The organism is Allobosea sp. OAE752 (assembly GCF_050433265.1).
GTDB classification, from domain to species: Bacteria; Pseudomonadota; Alphaproteobacteria; order Rhizobiales; family Beijerinckiaceae; genus Allobosea; species Allobosea spartocytisi.
The window spans coordinates 108,149-125,865 of record NZ_JBNPXO010000007.1 but is presented as its reverse complement, the minus strand read 5'-3'; the positions used below and the strand labels follow the sequence as shown (position 1 = coordinate 125,865).

The 17,717-nt window shown below is 66.0% G+C and carries 16 protein-coding genes; 2 read left to right on the top strand and 14 right to left on the bottom strand.

Features of this window, described 5'->3' with window-relative positions; genetic code table 11:
* Positions 1 to 184 precede the first annotated feature (184 nt).
* Complete coding sequence (locus tag GGC47_RS18855; protein ID WP_038367199.1) at positions 185 to 607, top strand: tripartite tricarboxylate transporter TctB family protein; 423 nt, start codon at positions 185 to 187, stop codon at positions 605 to 607.
* Positions 607 to 2,121: a tripartite tricarboxylate transporter permease gene (locus tag GGC47_RS18850; RefSeq protein ID WP_038367197.1), complete on the top strand. Its 1,515-nt coding sequence runs from the start codon at positions 607 to 609 to the stop codon at positions 2,119 to 2,121. The genes GGC47_RS18855 and GGC47_RS18850 overlap by 1 nt, the downstream gene beginning before the upstream one ends.
* A gap of 116 nt (positions 2,122 to 2,237) precedes the next feature.
* Here GGC47_RS18850 and mmsB read toward each other — a convergent pair whose 3' ends face one another.
* From mmsB to GGC47_RS18780, 14 genes are all read right to left on the bottom strand, one after another.
* Complete coding sequence (mmsB, locus tag GGC47_RS18845; protein ID WP_142023329.1) at positions 2,238 to 3,353, bottom strand: multiple monosaccharide ABC transporter permease; 1,116 nt, start codon at positions 3,351 to 3,353, stop codon at positions 2,238 to 2,240.
* Positions 3,354 to 3,445: 92 nt separating this feature from the next.
* Positions 3,446 to 4,981, bottom strand: a complete 1,536-nt coding sequence (gene mmsA / locus GGC47_RS18840) for a multiple monosaccharide ABC transporter ATP-binding protein (RefSeq protein WP_142023304.1) — start codon at positions 4,979 to 4,981, stop codon at positions 3,446 to 3,448.
* 61 nt (positions 4,982 to 5,042) lie between these two features.
* Positions 5,043 to 6,113 (bottom strand): multiple monosaccharide ABC transporter substrate-binding protein, encoded by a 1,071-nt coding sequence (chvE, locus tag GGC47_RS18835; protein ID WP_142023303.1) that lies wholly within the window; start codon positions 6,111 to 6,113, stop codon positions 5,043 to 5,045.
* A gap of 105 nt (positions 6,114 to 6,218) precedes the next feature.
* Positions 6,219 to 7,142: an SMP-30/gluconolactonase/LRE family protein gene (locus GGC47_RS18830; RefSeq protein WP_370954788.1), complete on the bottom strand. Its 924-nt coding sequence runs from the start codon at positions 7,140 to 7,142 to the stop codon at positions 6,219 to 6,221.
* Positions 7,139 to 8,236 carry an aldose epimerase family protein gene (locus GGC47_RS18825; RefSeq protein ID WP_142023302.1) on the bottom strand — a complete coding sequence of 366 codons (1,098 nt, stop codon included), beginning with the start codon at positions 8,234 to 8,236 and terminating at the stop codon, positions 7,139 to 7,141. Before GGC47_RS18825 ends, GGC47_RS18830 begins: the two co-directional genes overlap by 4 nt.
* Positions 8,230 to 9,156: a Gfo/Idh/MocA family protein gene (locus tag GGC47_RS18820; protein ID WP_142023301.1), complete on the bottom strand. Its 927-nt coding sequence runs from the start codon at positions 9,154 to 9,156 to the stop codon at positions 8,230 to 8,232. The genes GGC47_RS18825 and GGC47_RS18820 overlap by 7 nt, the downstream gene beginning before the upstream one ends.
* A gap of 2 nt (positions 9,157 to 9,158) precedes the next feature.
* Positions 9,159 to 10,091 (bottom strand): dihydrodipicolinate synthase family protein, encoded by a 933-nt coding sequence (locus tag GGC47_RS18815; protein ID WP_142023300.1) that lies wholly within the window; start codon positions 10,089 to 10,091, stop codon positions 9,159 to 9,161.
* A 68-nt stretch (positions 10,092 to 10,159) separates the two neighbouring features.
* Positions 10,160 to 10,882, bottom strand: coding sequence for a FadR/GntR family transcriptional regulator (locus GGC47_RS18810; RefSeq protein ID WP_038367182.1), 723 nt, complete (start codon positions 10,880 to 10,882; stop codon positions 10,160 to 10,162).
* Positions 10,879 to 11,856: a galactofuranose ABC transporter, permease protein YjfF gene (gene yjfF / locus GGC47_RS18805; protein WP_038367180.1), complete on the bottom strand. Its 978-nt coding sequence runs from the start codon at positions 11,854 to 11,856 to the stop codon at positions 10,879 to 10,881. The genes GGC47_RS18810 and yjfF overlap by 4 nt, the downstream gene beginning before the upstream one ends.
* Positions 11,853 to 12,836, bottom strand: a complete 984-nt coding sequence (locus GGC47_RS18800) for an ABC transporter permease (RefSeq protein WP_142023327.1) — start codon at positions 12,834 to 12,836, stop codon at positions 11,853 to 11,855. The genes yjfF and GGC47_RS18800 overlap by 4 nt, the downstream gene beginning before the upstream one ends.
* Positions 12,837 to 12,844: 8 nt before the next feature.
* The gene (locus GGC47_RS18795) at positions 12,845 to 14,362 is read right to left on the bottom strand and encodes a sugar ABC transporter ATP-binding protein (protein WP_142023299.1); all 1,518 of its coding nucleotides are present in this window, start codon (positions 14,360 to 14,362) and stop codon (positions 12,845 to 12,847) included.
* A gap of 127 nt (positions 14,363 to 14,489) precedes the next feature.
* Positions 14,490 to 15,452 carry a galactofuranose ABC transporter, galactofuranose-binding protein YtfQ gene (ytfQ, locus tag GGC47_RS18790; RefSeq protein ID WP_112762634.1) on the bottom strand — a complete coding sequence of 321 codons (963 nt, stop codon included), beginning with the start codon at positions 15,450 to 15,452 and terminating at the stop codon, positions 14,490 to 14,492.
* Between the two features lie 214 nt (positions 15,453 to 15,666).
* On the bottom strand, positions 15,667 to 16,341 hold the full coding sequence (locus GGC47_RS18785; protein WP_142023298.1) for an RraA family protein: 675 nt from the start codon (positions 16,339 to 16,341) through the stop codon (positions 15,667 to 15,669).
* Between the two features lie 147 nt (positions 16,342 to 16,488).
* Positions 16,489 to 17,487, bottom strand: coding sequence for a helix-turn-helix transcriptional regulator (locus tag GGC47_RS18780; protein ID WP_142023297.1), 999 nt, complete (start codon positions 17,485 to 17,487; stop codon positions 16,489 to 16,491).
* Positions 17,488 to 17,717 lie beyond the last annotated feature (230 nt).

The following is a 17,717-nucleotide window of genomic DNA, read 5'->3' as shown; positions in this document are numbered from 1 at the left end:
ATCAACCAACTACCGGTTCTGAATTTCGGTTAATTGTAATTATAAATTTTATTGCCGCGGCATATTTCCGACCCCTACTTGTTTTAAGCGGCCCTGAACGTTGGAATTAAGATAGAAAAACTCGAAATGCAGAGCTTCAAGAACCAATAATACCAACCAATACGGGACGAGACGCGGAGAGACAATGCCAAATCAACAGATTGCGCGCGGGGTCTTTCTGGCCGCCGTCGCGTTGTTCTTTGCCGTGAACGCGCTGCGCTATCCGATCGGCACCCTCGCCCATGCCGGTCCCGGGCTCTTCCCGCTCCTGATCTGCGCGCCGCTGCTGATCATAGCCTTGGCGACGATCGTGCAGGCACGCCTCGCCGATCCGGAGCCTCTCCAGTTCAGCCCGCGGAACATCGCGCTGATCATGGCGAGCCTCATCGGCTTCGTCATCGCTTCCGAATATGTGAACGTGACCGTCGGCATCATCGTGCTGGTCTTCGTTGCCGGCTTCGCCGCCAACAGCTATTCTTGGGTGCGAAATCTCAAGATCGCCATCGGCCTGATCGTCGTGGCCTTCATCTTCCAGCGCTTCCTCGGCCTGAATCTGAGGCTGCTGTGATGGAGGTGCTCAACAACCTCGCCTTCGGCTTCGGCCATGCGCTGACGCCCGAGAACCTGCTCTACTGCGCCATCGGCTGCGTCGTCGGCACGCTGGTCGGGCTGCTGCCGGGCCTCGGCCCACTGGCCACGATCAGCCTGCTCCTGCCGCTGACCTACTCGATCCCGACCGGCGGCGCGCTGATCATGCTCGCCGGCATCTATTACGGCGCGCAATATGGCGACAGCGTCAGCGCGATCACCATGAAGATCCCGCATGCCTCGAGCATCGTGGCATGCATCGACGGCTATCAGATGACGCTCAAGGGCAAGACGGGGCTCGCCCTGTTCACCGCTGGCGTGTCGAGCTTCATCGGCGGCACCGTCGCGATCGTGGTGCTGGCCTCGCTTGCGCCGACGCTCGGCACCATCGCCCTGAAATTCGGCCCGACCGACTACTGCGCGCTGATGCTGTTCGGCTTCTTCTGCGTCAGTTTCGTCACCACCGGCAGCCTGCTGAACGGGATGGCGATGTGCCTGCTCGGCGTGCTGCTCGGGCAGGTCGGCACCGATCTGGAGACCGGCCTCGAGCGCTTCACCATGGGCCTGCCCTCGCTCGTCGACGGCGTCAGCCTGGTCAGCCTCGCGCTCGGCTGCTTCGGCATCGCCGAGATCACCAAGAACCTCGATGCGAAAGAGGAACGCACGCCGTTCAACGGCAAGATCAAGCTGATGCCGACCTGGCCGGAGTTCAAGCGCATCATCCCGAGCGCCCTGCGCGGCAGCGTGGTCGGCTCCTTCCTCGGCATCCTGCCGGGCGGCGGGCCGACGATCGCCCAGTTCGCGGCCTACGGTCTCGACAAGAAGGTCAGCAAATACAAGGACGAGATCGGCTCTGGCGCGATCGAGGGCGTCGCCGGGCAGGCTGCGGCCGACGAGGCGGCGGCGCGCACCAGCTTCATCCCGCTGATGAGCATCGGAATTCCCGAGAACGCGGTGATGGCGCTGATGATGGCCGCCTTCATCATCAAGGGCATCCAGCCCGGACCGAACATGATCGCCAAGCATCCGGACCTGTTCTGGGGGCTGGTTGCCAGCATGTGGATCGGCAACTGCTTCCTCTTGCTGCTGAACGTGCCGCTGGTCCGCTTCTGGCTCTCGGTCTTCAAGATTCCCTATAACGTGCTGTTCCCGTCGATCCTGTTCTTCTGCTGCATCGGCACCTTCAGCATCAACAACAGCCTGCACGACATCTACACCACCGCCGCCTTCGGCCTGATCGGCTACATCATGATGCGGCTGTCCCTGGATCCGGCGCCGCTGATGCTCGGCTTCATCCTCGGGCCGATGCTGGAGGAGTATTTCAGGCGCTCCATGCTGCTCAGCCGCGGCAGTTTCCTGACCTTCTTCGAACACCCGATCAGCGCGACGCTGCTCAGCATCCTCGGGCTGTTCATCGCCTGGCAGATCTACGCCACGCTGAAGGGGCGGCGCACCACGCTCGCCCCCGCCGATCCGCACGCCGCGTCGGGCTGACCAGAGCCGCCAACCCTGGAGCATTTCCGCATTTCTCCGAAACGCGGAAATGCTCCATCTCTTTGTTTATCGCATTTTATTCACGCGAATCGGTATCCGTTTCGCTCGAAAATGCTCTAGCCGCGCTTCTGATTGTAGACGTCGAGGCAGACGGCACCGAGCAGCACCAGGCCCTTGATGACCTGCTGATAGTCGATGCCGATGCCCAGGATCGACATGCCGTTGTTCATCACGCCCATGATCAGCGCGCCGATCACGGCGCCCGAGACGCGGCCCACGCCGCCATAGGCCGAGGCGCCGCCGATGAAGCAGGCGGCGATGACGTCGAGCTCGAAGCCGAGGCCGGCCTTGGGCGTCGCGGTGTTGAGGCGCGCGGCGAAGATGAGCCCCGCCAGCGCCGCCAGCACGCCCATATTGACGAAGGCGAGGAAGGTCAGCCGCTCGGTCCTGACGCCCGAGAGCTTGGCGGCACGCGCATTGCCGCCGACGGCGTAGATCTGGCGGCCGATCGTCGTGCGCGTCGTGACGAAGGCGTAGAGCGCGATCAGCACCCCCATCACGACGAGAACATTAGGCAGGCCGCGATAGGAGGCGAGCAGATAGCTGGCGTAGAGGACGATCCCCGCGAAGATCGCGGTCTTGGCGATGAAGAAGCTCCAGGGCTCGACGGGAATGTCGTGGTCCTGCTGGCGCCTGCGGCTCTTCAGGTTGAGGACGACGAGCAGCAGGGCCAGCGCCACGCCCAGCAGCATCGAGGTCGGCTGCAGGCCCTGAATCTTGTCGAACAGATCGACGATGAAACCGGAAGAGAGCTTCTGGAACTCGGCCGGGAACGGCCCCACCGACTGGCCCTGCAGGATCGCCAGCGCCAGCCCCTTGAAGACGAGCATGCCGGCCAGCGTGACGATGAAGGACGGTATCTTGAAATAGGCGACCCAGTAGCCCTGCGCGGCCCCGATCAGGCCGCCCAGCGCCAGGCAGATCAGCGTCGCCGGGACGAAATGCATGCCGTACTGCACCATCAGGACGGCGGCGACCGCGCCGACCGCGCCGGCGACCGAGCCGACCGAGAGATCGATATGGCCGGTGACGATGACCAGCAGCATGCCCAGCGCCATGACGACGATGAAGCTGTTCTGCAGGATCAGGTTGGTCAGGTTGAGCGGCAGCAGCAGCTTGCCGCCGGTCACGACCTGGAAGAACAGCATGATCGCGACGAGCGACATCAGCATGCCGTATTCGCGCAGGTTTCCGCCCTTGGGCCTGGCGGTTTCGACGCGGGCCGCGGCGGGTTTGACGATGCCGTCGTTCTGGACGTCGGTGCTCACGCTCTTGCCTCCCGGTTGCGCATGATGGCGCGCATGATCTTTTCCTGTGTCGCCTCGGCGGCTGGGAACTCGCCGACGAAGGCGCCCTCGTTCATCACGCAGATGCGGTCGCAGATGCCCAGAAGCTCCGGCATCTCCGACGAGATCACCACGACGCCGCGCCCGGCGTCGGCGAGTTCGTTGATGATGCAGTAGATTTCATATTTGGCGCCGACGTCGATGCCGCGCGTCGGCTCGTCGAGGAAGAGCACCTTGGGATCGGTGAAGAGCCATTTCGACAGAACGATCTTCTGCTGGTTGCCGCCCGAGAGCTGGCCGGCCTCCTGATAGACGCTGGCGCAGCGGATCCGCATGCGGCTGCGATAGGCATTGGCGACCTTCAGCTCGGCCATGTCGTCGACCACGCCCGAGCGTGCGACCTCGGGCAGGTTGGTCAGCGTGATGTTCTTGCGGATGTCCTCCGCCAGGATCAGGCCGAGCTCCTTGCGATCCTCCGTCACATAGGCGAGACCGGCCGCGATCGCTCCGGGCACGTCGGACAGCTCGATCGGCCGGCCTTCCAGCCGCGCCGTGCCGGAGGCCTTGCGGCCATAGGAGCCGCCGAAGACGCTCATCGCGAATTCGGTGCGACCGGCCCCCATCAACCCGGCAATGCCGACGATCTCGCCGCGCCGGACGTGGAAGTTCACGTTCCGGACGACCTTGCGATGGGTGTCGAGCGGATGGAACACGGACCAGTCCTCGATCTCCAGCACCGTCTCGCCGATCTTCGGCTCGCGCTGCGGGTAGCGATGCGCCAGATCGCGATCCACCATGGCGCGGATGATGCGATCCTCCTCGACAGGGCCGGCGCGGCAGTCGAGCGTGTCGACGCAGCGGCCGTCGCGCAGCACGGTGATCCGGTCGGCGACGCGGGAGACCTCGTTGAGCTTGTGCGAGATGAGCACGGAGGCGATGCCCTGGGCCTTGAATTCGAGCAGCAGATCGAGCAGCGCCTCGCTGTCGCGCTCGTTGAGGCTCGCCGTCGGCTCGTCGAGGATCAGCACGCGCAGGTTCTTGGCCAGCGCCTTGGCTATCTCGACGAGCTGCTGCTTGCCGATGCCGAGATCGGCGATGCGCGTATCGGGCGCCTCGTCGAGCCCGACCCTGGCCAGCAGCGCCTGCGTCCCGCGATAGACGGCGCTGCGGTCGATCATCCCCATCCGGGTCGGGGGATCGGCGAGATAGATGTTCTCGGCGATCGTCATCAGCGGGATCAGCGCCAGTTCCTGATGGATGATGATGATGCCGAGCGCTTCCGATTCATTGATGTCGCGGAAGCGCCGCTCCTCCCCCTCGAACAGGATCGAGCCGTCATAGGAGCCGTGCGGATAGACGCCGCTCAGCACCTTCATCAGCGTCGACTTGCCCGCGCCGTTCTCGCCGACGAGGGCATGGATCTCCCCGGGTTCGACGGTGAAGGACACATCGTTCAGCGCCTTCACACCGGTAAAGGATTTGGAGATGCCGCGCATTTCCAGCACAGGGCTCATGGTGGTTCTCCCGCCTTCGGGCCGGTGGATGAGGCCCGGCAGCGAAGCCGGGCCTCAGGCGTCACTTGACCTGCGAGGCCTTGTAGTAGCCGGAGCCGATCAGGACCGGCTCCCAGTTCGACTTGTCGACCACCACGGGCGTCAGCAGATAGGACGGCACGACCTTGACGCCGTTGTTGTAGGTCTTGGTGTCGTTGACCTTGACCTCCTTGCCCGACAGCATCGCATCGACCATGTCGGCGGTGACGCGGGCAAGTTCGCGGGTGTCCTTGAAGATCGTGGCATATTGCTCGCCGGCGATGATCGACTTCACCGAAGGCACCTCGGCATCCTGGCCGGAGACGACCGGCATCTTCTGCCCGCCCGACCCGTAGCCGACGCCCTTCACCGAGGAGAGGATGCCGATCGAGATGCCGTCATAGGGCGAGAGCACGGCATCGAGCTTCTTGTTCGCGTAAAAGGCGCTCAGGAGGTTGTCCATGCGAGCCTGGGCGGTGGCGCCGTCCCAGCGCAGCGTCGAGACCTTGTCCATGCCCATCTGGCCGCTGGCGACGACGAGCTTCTTCTCGTCGATCAGCGGCTTCAGCACCGACATGGCGCCATCGTAGAAGAAAAAGGCGTTGTTGTCGTCGGGCGAGCCGCCGAAGAGCTCGATGTTGAACGGGCCCTTGGCTTCAGGCAGGCCGAGCCCTTTCAGCACGGATTGGGCCTGCAGCACGCCGACCTGGAAATTGTCGAAGGTCGCGTAGTAATCGACGTTCGGCGTGCCCCTGATCAGCCGGTCATAGGCCACGACCTTGATGCCCTGCGCCTTGGCCTGGGCCAGCACATCGGACAAGGTCGAGCCGTCGATCGCCGCGATCACCAGGACCTTGGCGCCCTTGGTGATCATGTTCTCGATCTGCGAGAGCTGGTTGGGGACATCGTCCTCGGCATATTGCAGATCGGTGTCGTAGCCGCGCTCCTTGAGCACCTTCACGATGTTGTCGCCGTCGGCGATCCAGCGCGCGGAGGATTTCGTCGGCATCGCGATGCCGACCGTCGGCTTGCTCTGCGCGGCGGCGGAGTGCGGCTGGCCCATGGCGAAGGCCGCGAGCGTCAGAGCGGAGAGAAGTGTCGTCAGGCGTTTCATACTGGACTCCCGGGTTGTGAAAGGGTCGGCCGCATTCGCGGACCGGTTTCTTGGCGGCGGGTCGGCCGCTGATCGTTCGGGGAGGGCTGGCGGCGTCTGACGCGGTCAGGATCCTCCCCAGCGCAAACTCGGCTCCGCACGTCCGATGGACCCGACCTCGGCCAGAAAGGTCCGCCCGTGGTCGGGGTCGGCGGCGCGGGCATCCGCATTCATGTTCTCATGGGCCGAGGTGACCAGCAGGCGGTCGAAGCGCGGCCCGACGAAAACCGGGCAGCTCGGCTGGCGTGCCGGCATCGCGATGCTGCGCAACCGGTCCCCGCGCGGCGAATAGACGTCGACGCAGCCGCCACCCCAGATCGCGCACCAGATCAGGCCCTGCGCATCGGTGACGGCGCCGTCGAGGCCACCGGCGGCCTCCCGCTTGTGCAGGATCGCGGGCGCTTCGACCGGGAGGCCGGTCGCAGGGTCGAGCGCGACACGATAGAGCGTGTTCTCGCGGGTGTCGGCGAAATAGCCGGTACCGCCATCCGGCGAGAAGCAGATGGCATTGGGAATGGTCAGGCCGCTGAAGAGCAGCGACAGCTTCCCGTCACGGAACGCATGGATCGCACCGGCGCCCGCTTGCGCACCGCGGCCCATCGTGCTGACCCAGAAGGTGCCGCTGTGATGGACGCGCGCATCGTTGGAACGGATGGGACCGTCCTTGCCGACGAGCTCCGCGACTCGGGTCAGCTTTCTGCTCGCGATCTCGCGCAGATAGAGCCCGTCCTCGGCCGCGAGCATCTGGCGCCCGGCATCGATCCGCGCCAGCGCGCTGGCCATGACCGGCAGATCGTGGATCGTGATGCGGCCGGTTTCCAGATGCGCCTCGAACAGACGGCGCTCGAGGATGTCGAACCACCAGGCCGTGTCGCTCCCGGCATCGTAAGTCGGGCCTTCGCCAAGATGGCAGCGCTCCATGCAGAGCACCGAGACCGGAACCGTCTCGGGCGCGGTCATCTGCGAAGGCGGTGTGTGAAGCATGGTCATGCGCGCATGCCTCCGTCGCGGGTGGTGGAGAAACGATAGATCGAGACGTGGCGATAGGTCTCGCCCGGATCGAGCCGCGCCGAGGGAAAGTCGCCGCGGTTGGGAGCGTCCGGCCAGGCCTGCGGCTCCAGGCAGAACGCATCGGACTGGCGGTGCAGGCGCCCGTATTTTCCCGGCGCGGCACCATCGAGGAAGTTGCCCGAATAGAACTGCAACCCCGGCTGGTTCGTCAGCAGTTCCATGACCCGCCCCGAAGACGTTGCCTCGACACGGGCGGCGAGGCGCGGCTGCGCCGATATGCCGAGGCAGAAATTATGGTCGTAGCCGCGCCCGGCGCGCAACTGGGCGTCGTCCTCGCGGATGCGCGCGCCGACCGCCGCGCCCGATCTGAAGTCGAAGGGCGTTCCCGCGACCGGACGCGGTGGCCCCGGCAGCGGGATCGCCTCGGCGTTCGTCGGCAGGAAGCTGTCGGCGGCCAGCGTCAGGACATGGTCGAGAATGTCCCCGCCCGCAGCGACGCCATCGAGATTGAAGAAGCTGTGATTGGTCAGGCTGACCACGGTTGGACGGTCGGTCACCGCTTCATAGCCGATCGTCAGCTCACCGGGGGCCGACAGGCGAAAGCTCACACGCGCATCGAGCGAACCGGGAAAACCGCTCTCCCCATCGGGGCTCACATGGCGAAGCGTGACGGCCGGAGCCTCGCCGTCCTCGATCGTTTCGACCGACCACAGCGCCCGGTCGAATCCGCCCGGGCCGCCATGAAGCGTATTCGTGCCATCATTGACCCGCAGCACGATGCGCTCGCCGTCGAGCGTGAAGGCGGCGCCGGCGATGCGGTTGGCGAAGCGCCCGATCGTGGCGCCGTAGAAATCCCGCCGGGCTTCATAACCGCCGGCATCGTCATGGCCGAGCACGATATCGGCGAGCGCGCCCTTCGCGTCGGGCACGAGGAGCGCCTGCAGCGCCGCGCCATAGGTGATGATCCGGGCCTCGAAACCGCCGGCACCACGCAGCCTCACGCGTTCGACCGCGCGCCCGTCGGCAAGCGTGCCGAAGCCGTCTCGCGTGACGGCGGGCGTCGGTTTCACCATGAGAACGGTGCCGCCTTGGTCCGGCGCCCCAGCATGAAGGCGTCTGCGACATGGCCGAGCGGGGCAAGATCGACGTCGCAGGCGCCGCGCCCGATCAGATCGACGAAATGCCGGTAGATGCCGGCATATTCGGCCTCCTTCTCATCGACCAGCACCGCGCCGTCGCGCGTCAGCCGCGCACCGCCCGCGGAGAGCAGCAGCCGGCCGCCGGCGCTGTCGATCGCGATGTCCCAGCTCTGCGGGCCGGTCTGAAGGAAGTCGAAGACGGCATGGATGGGCAGGCCGGTCGCATCCGTGAAATCCAGCTCGGCCGCGATGGGGGCGGCGCGGTTCTCGGGGAAGGCGAGCGTGGCTCCCGTGAGGAACAGCGGGCGCGGCAGGATGCGCGTCAGGATCGACAAGGCGTTGATGCCGGGGTCGAAGACGCCGAGCCCGCCTGGTTCGAAGATCCAGTCCTGGCCGGGATGCCAGACGCGGACATCCTCTTTCCACGTGATCTCGACGGAGCGCGGTGCATGGGCGGCCAGAAAATCGCGGGCGGGCTCGACGGCCGGGGCAAAGCGCGAATGCCAGGTGGCGAACAGGGTCAGCCCGGCCTCCCTGGCGGCATCGACCAGCGGCGCTATCTCGCTCACCGTCGCGCCGGGCGGCTTTTCCAGCAGCACATGCTTGCCGGCCGCGAGCGCCAGCGCCGCCTGGGCGCGGCGGCCCTGCGGCGGCGTGCACAGTGCCACCGCCTCGATCTCGGGAGCCTCAGCCAGGAGCGCCTCCAGCGTGTCGAAATGGGCGACGCCGTCGAGCGCGGCATTCCGGCTGGCGATGGCGGCGAGCGCGATGCCCGGCGTCGCCGCGATCGCCGGCAGATGCTGGTCGCGGGCGATCTTGCCGAGGCCCACGATGGCGAGGCGGATCGGATTCACGCTCAGCGCCCCCAACGCAGCACGACCGGATCGAGCCGCCGGGCGATCTCGATCAGTCCGGCGCGGGTGGCGGGATGCATCGCCGGCAGCGGCGCGCGCAGCGTCTCGTGCGCGATGACGCCGCCCTCCTTCATCAGCGCCTTGCAGGCGGCGAGCCCGCATTGGCGGTTCTCATAGTTGATCAGCGGCAGCCAGCGCTGATAGGCGTCGATCGCCTCGTCGCGCCGGCCCGCGAAATAAGGGTCGGTGATCTGGCGGATGCCGTCGGGATAGCCTCCGCCCGTCATCGCGCCGGTCGCACCGGCATCGAGATCGGCCATCAGCGTGATCGCCTCCTCGCCGTCCCAGGGTCCCTCGATCGCGGCACCGCCGGCTTCGATCAGAGCGCGCAGCTTGGCGGCGGCCTGGGGCACCTCGATCTTGAAATAGGCGAGGTTTTCGATCTCCTTGGCCATGCGGGCGAGGAACGGCACCGATAATGGCGTGCCGGCCACCGGCGCATCCTGCACCATGATCGGGATCGAGATCGCATCGGAGACGTGACGGTAGAAATCGTAGATCGAGGCTTCTGGCACGCGGAAGGTCGCGCCATGATAGGGCGGCATGACCATGACCATCGCCGCGCCCAGCTCCTGCGCGCGGCGCGAGCGCTCGGCGCAGACGAAGCTGGAAAAATGCGTGGTGGTGACGATCACCGGGACGCGGCCGGCGACATGCTCGAGAACGGTGACCATCACTCGCTCGCGCTCCTCATCGGTGAGCACAAACTGCTCCGAGAAATTGGCGAGGATGCACAACCCGTGCGAGCCGGCATCGATCATGAAGTCGACGGCACGCTTCTGGCCTTCGAGATCGAGCCGCCCTTCAGCGTCGAACACGGTGGGAGCGACCGGAAAGACGCCTTTGTAGGTCTGCGCGGCGGAAAGCTTCGGCATCTGTCACCTTCATGGGTTGTCGCGCGGACCGGCAAAGCCGGGGCGTGCGGGTCGTGCTGTCTGCGTATTCATTCGGCTGCGCCGTGACGGCGCAAACCGTCGAAGATCACGCCGGTCATCGCCGCGGCGGCCGCATCGGCGTCGCGGGCGGCGATCGCCTCGACGATGCGCCCATGTGCCGCCACGGAAATCTCGTACTCGCTCTCGTCGACCGGCGCGCTCAAAAGGAAGGACGCCCGCAAGGCCGCCTCGACGACCGCGCCGATGGAGCGCATGAACGGATTGCCGGAGGCATTGGCGACGAGCAGGTGCAGGCTGAGATCCGCCTCGGCGAAGCCGGGCGCCTCCCGTGCCGATTCGATCCGCATCCTGTCGATCGCAGCGGCCATCAGCGCGAGGTCGGCCTCGGTCCGACGCTCGGCGGCGAGCGCGGCGGCACGCGGCTCCACCGCCAGACGGATATCGGCGAGGTCACGCAGGAAGCGCTTGTCGATGCCGCCGTCGAGATGCCAGGCCAGCACATCGGCGTCGAACATGTTCCAGGCGGCGCGCTCGCGCACCACCGTGCCGATCCTGGCCTTGGTGCTGAGCAGCCCCTTGGCGACCAGCGTCTTGACGCTCTCCCGCAGGACCGGGCGCGAAACGCGGAAGCGCAGGATCAGCTCGGCATCGCCGGGGATCTTGGTCCCTTCCGGGTAGCGCCCTGCGATGATGTCGATGCCGATGGTGCGCGCCACCTCGGCATGGTTGGAATGCCCGCGCCTGGCGGGAATGACGAGGAGCGGGTTCATGGCGAGGTGACCCCGGCAGGGCGCCGGCGCCGCGCCACATGGAGCGTCGCCTGCTGGAACGCGATGAAGGCGAACAGCAGGAGGCCGGTCGCGATCTTCGCCCACCAGCTCGAAAGCGTGCCGTCGAAGGTGATGTAGGTCTGGATCAGGCCCTGGATCAGCACTCCGACGAAGGTGCCGAAGACGAAACCGTAGCCGCCCGACAGGAGCGTGCCGCCAATCACCGCCGCCGCGATCGCGTCGAGCTCGACCCCGACCGCCGAGAGCGAATAGCCACTCGAGGTGTAGAGCGAGAAGACGATGCCGGCGACACCGGCGAGAACGCTGGAGAGCGTGTAGATCGCGACCGTGGTGCGGCCGACATCGATGCCCATCAGCGCCGCCGAGCCGCGACTGCCGCCCAGCGCGTAGACATTGGCGCCGAAGCGCGTGAAATGCAGCAGCGCCGCGCCCCCGAGCACCACCGCCAGCATGATCATCGCCGGGACGGTGAGGCGCGCTCCCCCACCCAGGCGCAAGGCGTTATCCGCGAGATCGGCATAGAGCGGCGCGTTGATCGGGATCGACTCGGTCGAGAGCAGGAAGCTCGCGCCGCGTGCCAGGAACATGCCCGCCAGGGTCACGATGAAAGCCGGCAGCTCGAAATACTGGATCGCAGCCCCCATCAGGGCGCCATACAGCGCGCAGATGACGAGGATCAGCGCGAAGGCCGCCACAGGCGGGATGCCGGCACGCTCGATCGCCAGGGCCAGGAACACGGTCGTGAAGCCGATCACCGCGCCGACCGAAAGATCGATCCCGCCCGAGATGATCACGAAGGTCATGCCGACCGCGACGATGCCGAGAAAGGCATTGTCGGTCAGGAGGTCCATCACCACCCGGAGCGAGGCGAAATTCGGAAAGGCGATCGCGCAGGCGAGGAAGCCGAGGAGGAAGACGACCGTGGTGGCGGCAAGCGGCATGAAGCGGATCATCGGCTTTTCCTGCGCAGAAACATGGCCAGGCCCGACAGCCGCGGCGACTGCGCCAGCAGCACGGCAAGCACCACCATCGCCTTGACGATCAGGTTCGTCTCCGGCGGGAAGCCCGACAGCAGGATGCCGGTGTTCATCGCCTGGATGATCAACGCGCCGACCACCGCCAGCACCAGGCTGAAGCGGCCGCCAAGCAGCGAGGTGCCACCGATCACGACCGCGAGGATGGCGTCGAGCTCGAGCCAGAGCCCGGCATTGTTGGCGTCGGCGCCGAGGATGTCGGCGGCCGCGACGACGCCGGCCAGCGCGGCGCAGAGGCCGCACCAGACATAGGTCGCGATGGTGATCAATCGCGTGCCGACGCCCGCCAGAGCGCTCGCCTTGGCATTGGCGCCGGTTGCCTCGATCAGCAGCCCGAGCGCGGTGCCGCGCACGATGACGAGCGTCAGCACCAGCATCGCCAGCGTCAGGACCACGGGCGGCGGCAGGCCCAGCACCGAGCCGCCGCCGAACCAGGCGAGCGACGGCGAGGTGAAGGTGACGATGCGCCCCTCGGTGATCAACTGGGCGATGCCGCGCCCCGCCACCATCAGGATCAGCGTCGCGACGATGGGCTGGATGCCGAACACCGCCACGAGGATGCCGTTCCACAGCCCGCACAGAAGGCCGGCTCCCAGGGCCGCGGCCAGCACCACAGGCAGCGAATGGCTGTCCGCGAGGCTGGCTGCGATGGCCCCCGCGATGGCCATCACGGCCCCAACCGAGAGATCGATGCCGCGCATGGCGACGACCAGGACCATGCCGAGCGACAAGAGCGCCACCGGCGCGCCGCGGTTCAGCACGTCGATCAGGCTCCCGAACAGCCGGCCATCCTGCAGGCGGATCTCGAAGAATTGCGGCGAGACCAGCCAGTTCATCGCGAGGATGGCCAGCAGCGCCGCGACCTGTGACGTGCCGATACGGGGCAGACGGAAGGGCATGGCGCTCATCAGGCCGCCTGTGTTGCGTCGGCGGCGATCGCGCCCAGGATGCCGGAGACGCTGAGCGCGTCGCCCGTCAGGCGCGCGACATGGGCCCGGTCGCGCAGCACGATCACCTCGTCGGCATAGGTCACGATCTCCTCGAGTTCCGAGGAGACGATCAATAGCGCCATGCCCTCGGCACAGAGCTTGCGGATGAGCTGGATGATCTCGGCATGGGCGCCGACATCGATGCCGCGCGTCGGCTCGTCGAGGATCAGCAGGCGTGGCTCCGTCGCGAGCCAGCGGGCGAGCAGGGCCTTCTGCTGGTTGCCGCCCGACAACAGGCCGATCGGACGTTCGGGGTCGGGCGGGCGGATGTCGAGCAATTCGATGAAGCGGCGCGCGATCGCATCCTGCTCGCGGCGCGACAGCGGCTTCAGCACGCCGCGCCGGGCCTGCAGCGCCAGGACGATGTTCTCGCGCACGCTCAGTTCGGCGACGATGCCCTCGGTCTTGCGCTCTTCCGGGCAGTAGCCGAAGCCCAGCCGCAGCGCCTCGCCCGGGCTCGCGAGCTTGACCTCGCGGCCGACGACGGTCGCCGAGCCATGATCGGCGCGCTCGGCACCGAAGACGAGGCGGGCGGTCTCGGTGCGGCCGGAGCCGAGCAGCCCGGCCAGCCCGACGACGCGGCCCTTCTGCAAGGTGAGGTCGAAAGGCTCGACATAGCCGACCTTGCCGAAGCCGGAGAAGGTCGCAAGGGTCTCCCCGCCTTCGCGATGGGGCGGGCGCGTGTGGGTTGCCTCGCTGAGCTCGTGTCCGAGCATCATGGTGACGAGGTCCATGCGCGGCATCTCGGCGACAGCAGCCGTTCCGGCGAGCCGGCCGTTGCGCAGCACCGTGATCCGGTCGCAGATGGCATAGACCTGATCGAGGAAATGGGTAACGAAGACGATGCCGATGCCGCGCGCCCGGAGCTGGCGCATGACGGCGAACAGCACCTCGACCTCATGGGCGTCGAGACTCGCGGTCGGCTCGTCGAGGATCAGCACGCGCGCCGAGAGGTCCACCGCTCGCGCGATCGCGACGATATGCTGGACCGCGACCGAATAGCGCTCGAGCGGGAGCGACACGTCGATATCGAGGCCGAACTCGGCCACCAGCGCCCGCGCGCGCCGCCGCATCTCACCTTCGCGGACGAAGCCGAGACGGGTCGGCTGGCGCCCCAGGAAGAGGTTCTGGGCAACCGAGAGGTTGGGCGCGAGATTGACCTCCTGATAGACGGTGGCGATGCCCGCCTTCGCGGCCTCCTTCGCCGAATGGGGCGCGATCTCCTCGCCGTTCAGCGTCAGGCTGCCCGCATCGCGCTGCACGACGCCGGTCATCGTCTTGATCAGCGTGGATTTGCCTGCCCCGTTCTCGCCCAGCAAGGCATGAATCTCGCCCGCATGCAGGGTGAAATCGACATGGTCGAGCGCGACAAAGCCGGCGAAGGACTTGCAGAAGCCGGTGGCGGTCAGGAGAGGAGATGCTTGAGGCTGGTCCATGAAACGGCTTTGCGCAACGGGAGGACGGCCGCTTTCCGCCGGTGCATGCCACGCTGAAAGCCGCAAGCGCCGAGGCAGAAGGGGATGACGACGCGCCGGCTCGAGACCGGCGCGCCGTTATTTCGGCTCAGTAGCCGAGACCCTTCTTGCTGTCGTAGATCGCCTGGGGATTGTCGGAAGCCGTGTAAAGCTTCGATTCCGTCTGGATCCATTTCGGCGGCACGGTGCCCTTGGCCTTGTAGGCGACGAGCGCGTCGAGGGCGGGCCCGGCCATGTTCGGCGTCAGCTCGACCGTGGCGTTGGCCTCGCCCGCCGCCATCGCCTTGAAGATGTCCGGCACGGCGTCGATCGAGACGGTCAGGATGTCCTTGCCGGGCTTCAGGCCGGCTTCCTTCATCGCCTGAATGGCACCGACCATCATGTCGTCATTGTGCGCGTAGACGGCGCAGATCGACTTGCCGCCGCCTTCGGCCTTGATGAAGCTCTCCATCACCTCCTTGCCCTTGGCACGGGTGAAGTCACCAGTCTGGCTGCGGACGAGCTTGATGTTGGCCTGACCGGCGATGCCGTTCTCGAAGCCCTTCTTGCGGTTCGTCGCGACGCTGGCGCCGACCGTGCCCTGGAGTTCGACGACGTTGCAGGGCTTGGATCCGACGGTCTTCACCAGCCAATCGCCGGCGACCTTGCCCTCATGCACGCTGTCGGAGGTGACGGCGGTGAGATAGAGGTCCTTGCCGGCGGGATCGATGTCGCGATCAAGCAGAACGACCGGAATCTTGGCCTCCTTGGCCTCCTTCAGCACGCTGTCCCAGCCTGTCGACACCACCGGGGCGAGGAACACGGCATCGACGCCCTGGGCGATGAAGGACCGGATCGCCTTGATCTGGTTCTCCTGCTTCTGCTGGGCGTCGGCGATCTTGAGGGTGACGTTGCGCCGCTTGGCCTCCGATTTGGAAACCGTGGTTTCAGCTGCGCGCCAGCCCGATTCCGAGCCGATCTGCGAGAAGCCGACGGTCAGGTCCTTGGCCTGCGCATTGGCCGACACGGCGCCCGCAATCGCAGACGCGATCAAAATGCCCTTGAGCTTCATCATGATCCTCCTTGGTGAGCCACGCCGCTTGATGCAGCTTGTTATTCCCCCTTATGGCACAGGCGCGGAGGTGGAGGAATAGTCATATTGTTTGACTATTGGATGATGATCGCGCGGGCCGGGAAGCGACGTCGGCAGATCCCGCTCGAGCGCGGCCTCGCGGGCCAGCGCGGGCCATTCCGGCCGGATCGGCGGTGAAGGCCGCGCGCCGGGATCAGCCTTGTGTCTCGCAGCCAAGCCGCTTCAACGTCTCCTCGACCCAGCTCCGATCGTAGCGGCGCTCCTCGATCGCGCGCCTCTGCTTCTGCTCGACCTGCTGCTTGGCCTGCGCGGCGGCGAAGATCGTCTCCGTCTCGTCGTAGGGCACGCAGAGCAGACCGTCCTCGTCGCCGATGACCAGATCGCCGGGTTCGATCACCATGCCGTCGAGCGCGATCGGCACGTTGATCTCGCCGGGGCCGTCCCTATAGGGGCCGCGATGGGTGATTCCGGCGGCGTAGACCGGGAAGTCATGGGCGGCGATCCAGCCCGCATCGCGGATCGCGCCGTAGAGCACCATGCCGGCAATGCCACGCGTCTGCGCATAGGCCGCCATCAGCTCGCCGATCAGGGCGTTGGTGAGATCGCCGCCGCCATCGACCACGACGACGTCGCCCGGCGCCGCCAGGTCGATCGCCCGGTGGATCATCAGATTGTCGCCCGGGCGCGTCTTCACGGTGAGCGCCGGCCCGGCCAGCATCCCGCCCTTGTGCATCGGGCGCAGCCGCGGCCCACCCGCCGTCATGCGCGACATCGAATCGCTGACATTGGCCACGGGCAGCGAACGGAAACGCGCGACGACCTCGGCGCTCACGGCACGCTCACGCTTCAGGATGCGGAAACCGATCATATCGACCTCGTCTGGCGGGAGAAAATGGATGAGAGCCCGAAGGGGCCGGCAAAGCGCCACAGCATCGACCTGAATATCGTATTCAGCCCGATGCTGCGCACCATTGTTTTCGTATCGGCTTTTCCCGAAAGCCGCATTCACCCACCTTCAGCCGAGCCGCGACTGCTCGCGAAACTGACGCGGTGTGACACCGGTCATCCTCCTGAAGGCGCGGCTGAAATGCGCCGGATCCGTGTAACCGGAGGAAAAAGCGACGTCGATGATCCTGCAATCGGTGTCGCGCAGCAGCTTGCTCGCATTTTCGTATCTGACGGTGTCGAGGAGGTCCGAATAGGAGAGACCGAGATGGGCGAGCCTGCGCTGAAGCGTCCGGATGCTGATACCCGCGATCTCGGCGACGTCGGCAAGAGCGGTTGTTCCCTCGTCGAGATAGGCCGGAAGCATCAGCTTGAGAAGATCGACGATATTGTAGGCGGACGGGCCGTCCTCATTGTCGGGTGGCGGCGCAAACGAGGCGGCCGAACGGTTTGGGAGGCCGAGCAGCATGGTCGGTACTCTGATCCAAGCGGCATGCTGGCCCGATAAAAACCGCACGTTCGGCCAGCAGGATCGCGTCGCAGGGCTTGGCCCATAAGACGATTCAAAGCCGATCGCCGCCGGCATCCAGTCGGACCCTGCGAATTGCCGGACGATGTAGACCGAGAAGATGTTCTGGATCCACTGCGCGTGTTTCAGCTGCAGGGGCCATGGCCCGGTGAGCCTGCTGCAGACCCGCACGTGATCCGTGTCATGCTCGATCCACATGCTCAGGATGGTGTCTTCGCCTGACGCCTCGCGGCAGGCGTGCCGGAGCGCGACGAGCAGCGTCGGTGAATGCGCGATGAAGGCCCGCGTCTTTTCCCTCATATGCGAGAAATGCAGGCGCCGGGCGGCGAGGAAGCCGAAATCCTCGATACCTTGGCTTCTCTGGGCGGTCTCGACGAAGCGCAAGGCCGGCAGGAGCGGCAGGTAGAGCTCGCTCTTCTCGGCCAGGGACGATGGCAGCCGCGACCTCTCCAGGAGAGTTTCCGTCGGCGCGCCGATATCGTCCAGGATGCTGACGAAGGGCAGCAGAAACTGGCCGCGCGTCAACGGGATGTCAGCCATCAGGTCCACCGTCATCACAGGATCTGCACGTCCTCAGGCAGGCCCCTGAATCGCCTGAGGAGTGCAGAATAGCCATTTGCGGGTGGCGTGAAATGGCAAGACCGACAACCCGCATATGCACCAAGTATTCAAAATAGAGCATGTCGGCTGAGCCGAAGATGATCCGTCGCATGGAGCGTCCACTGCTGGAAATTTTCGCCTCACGGAGATTCGGCAATGCGGCCTTCTTA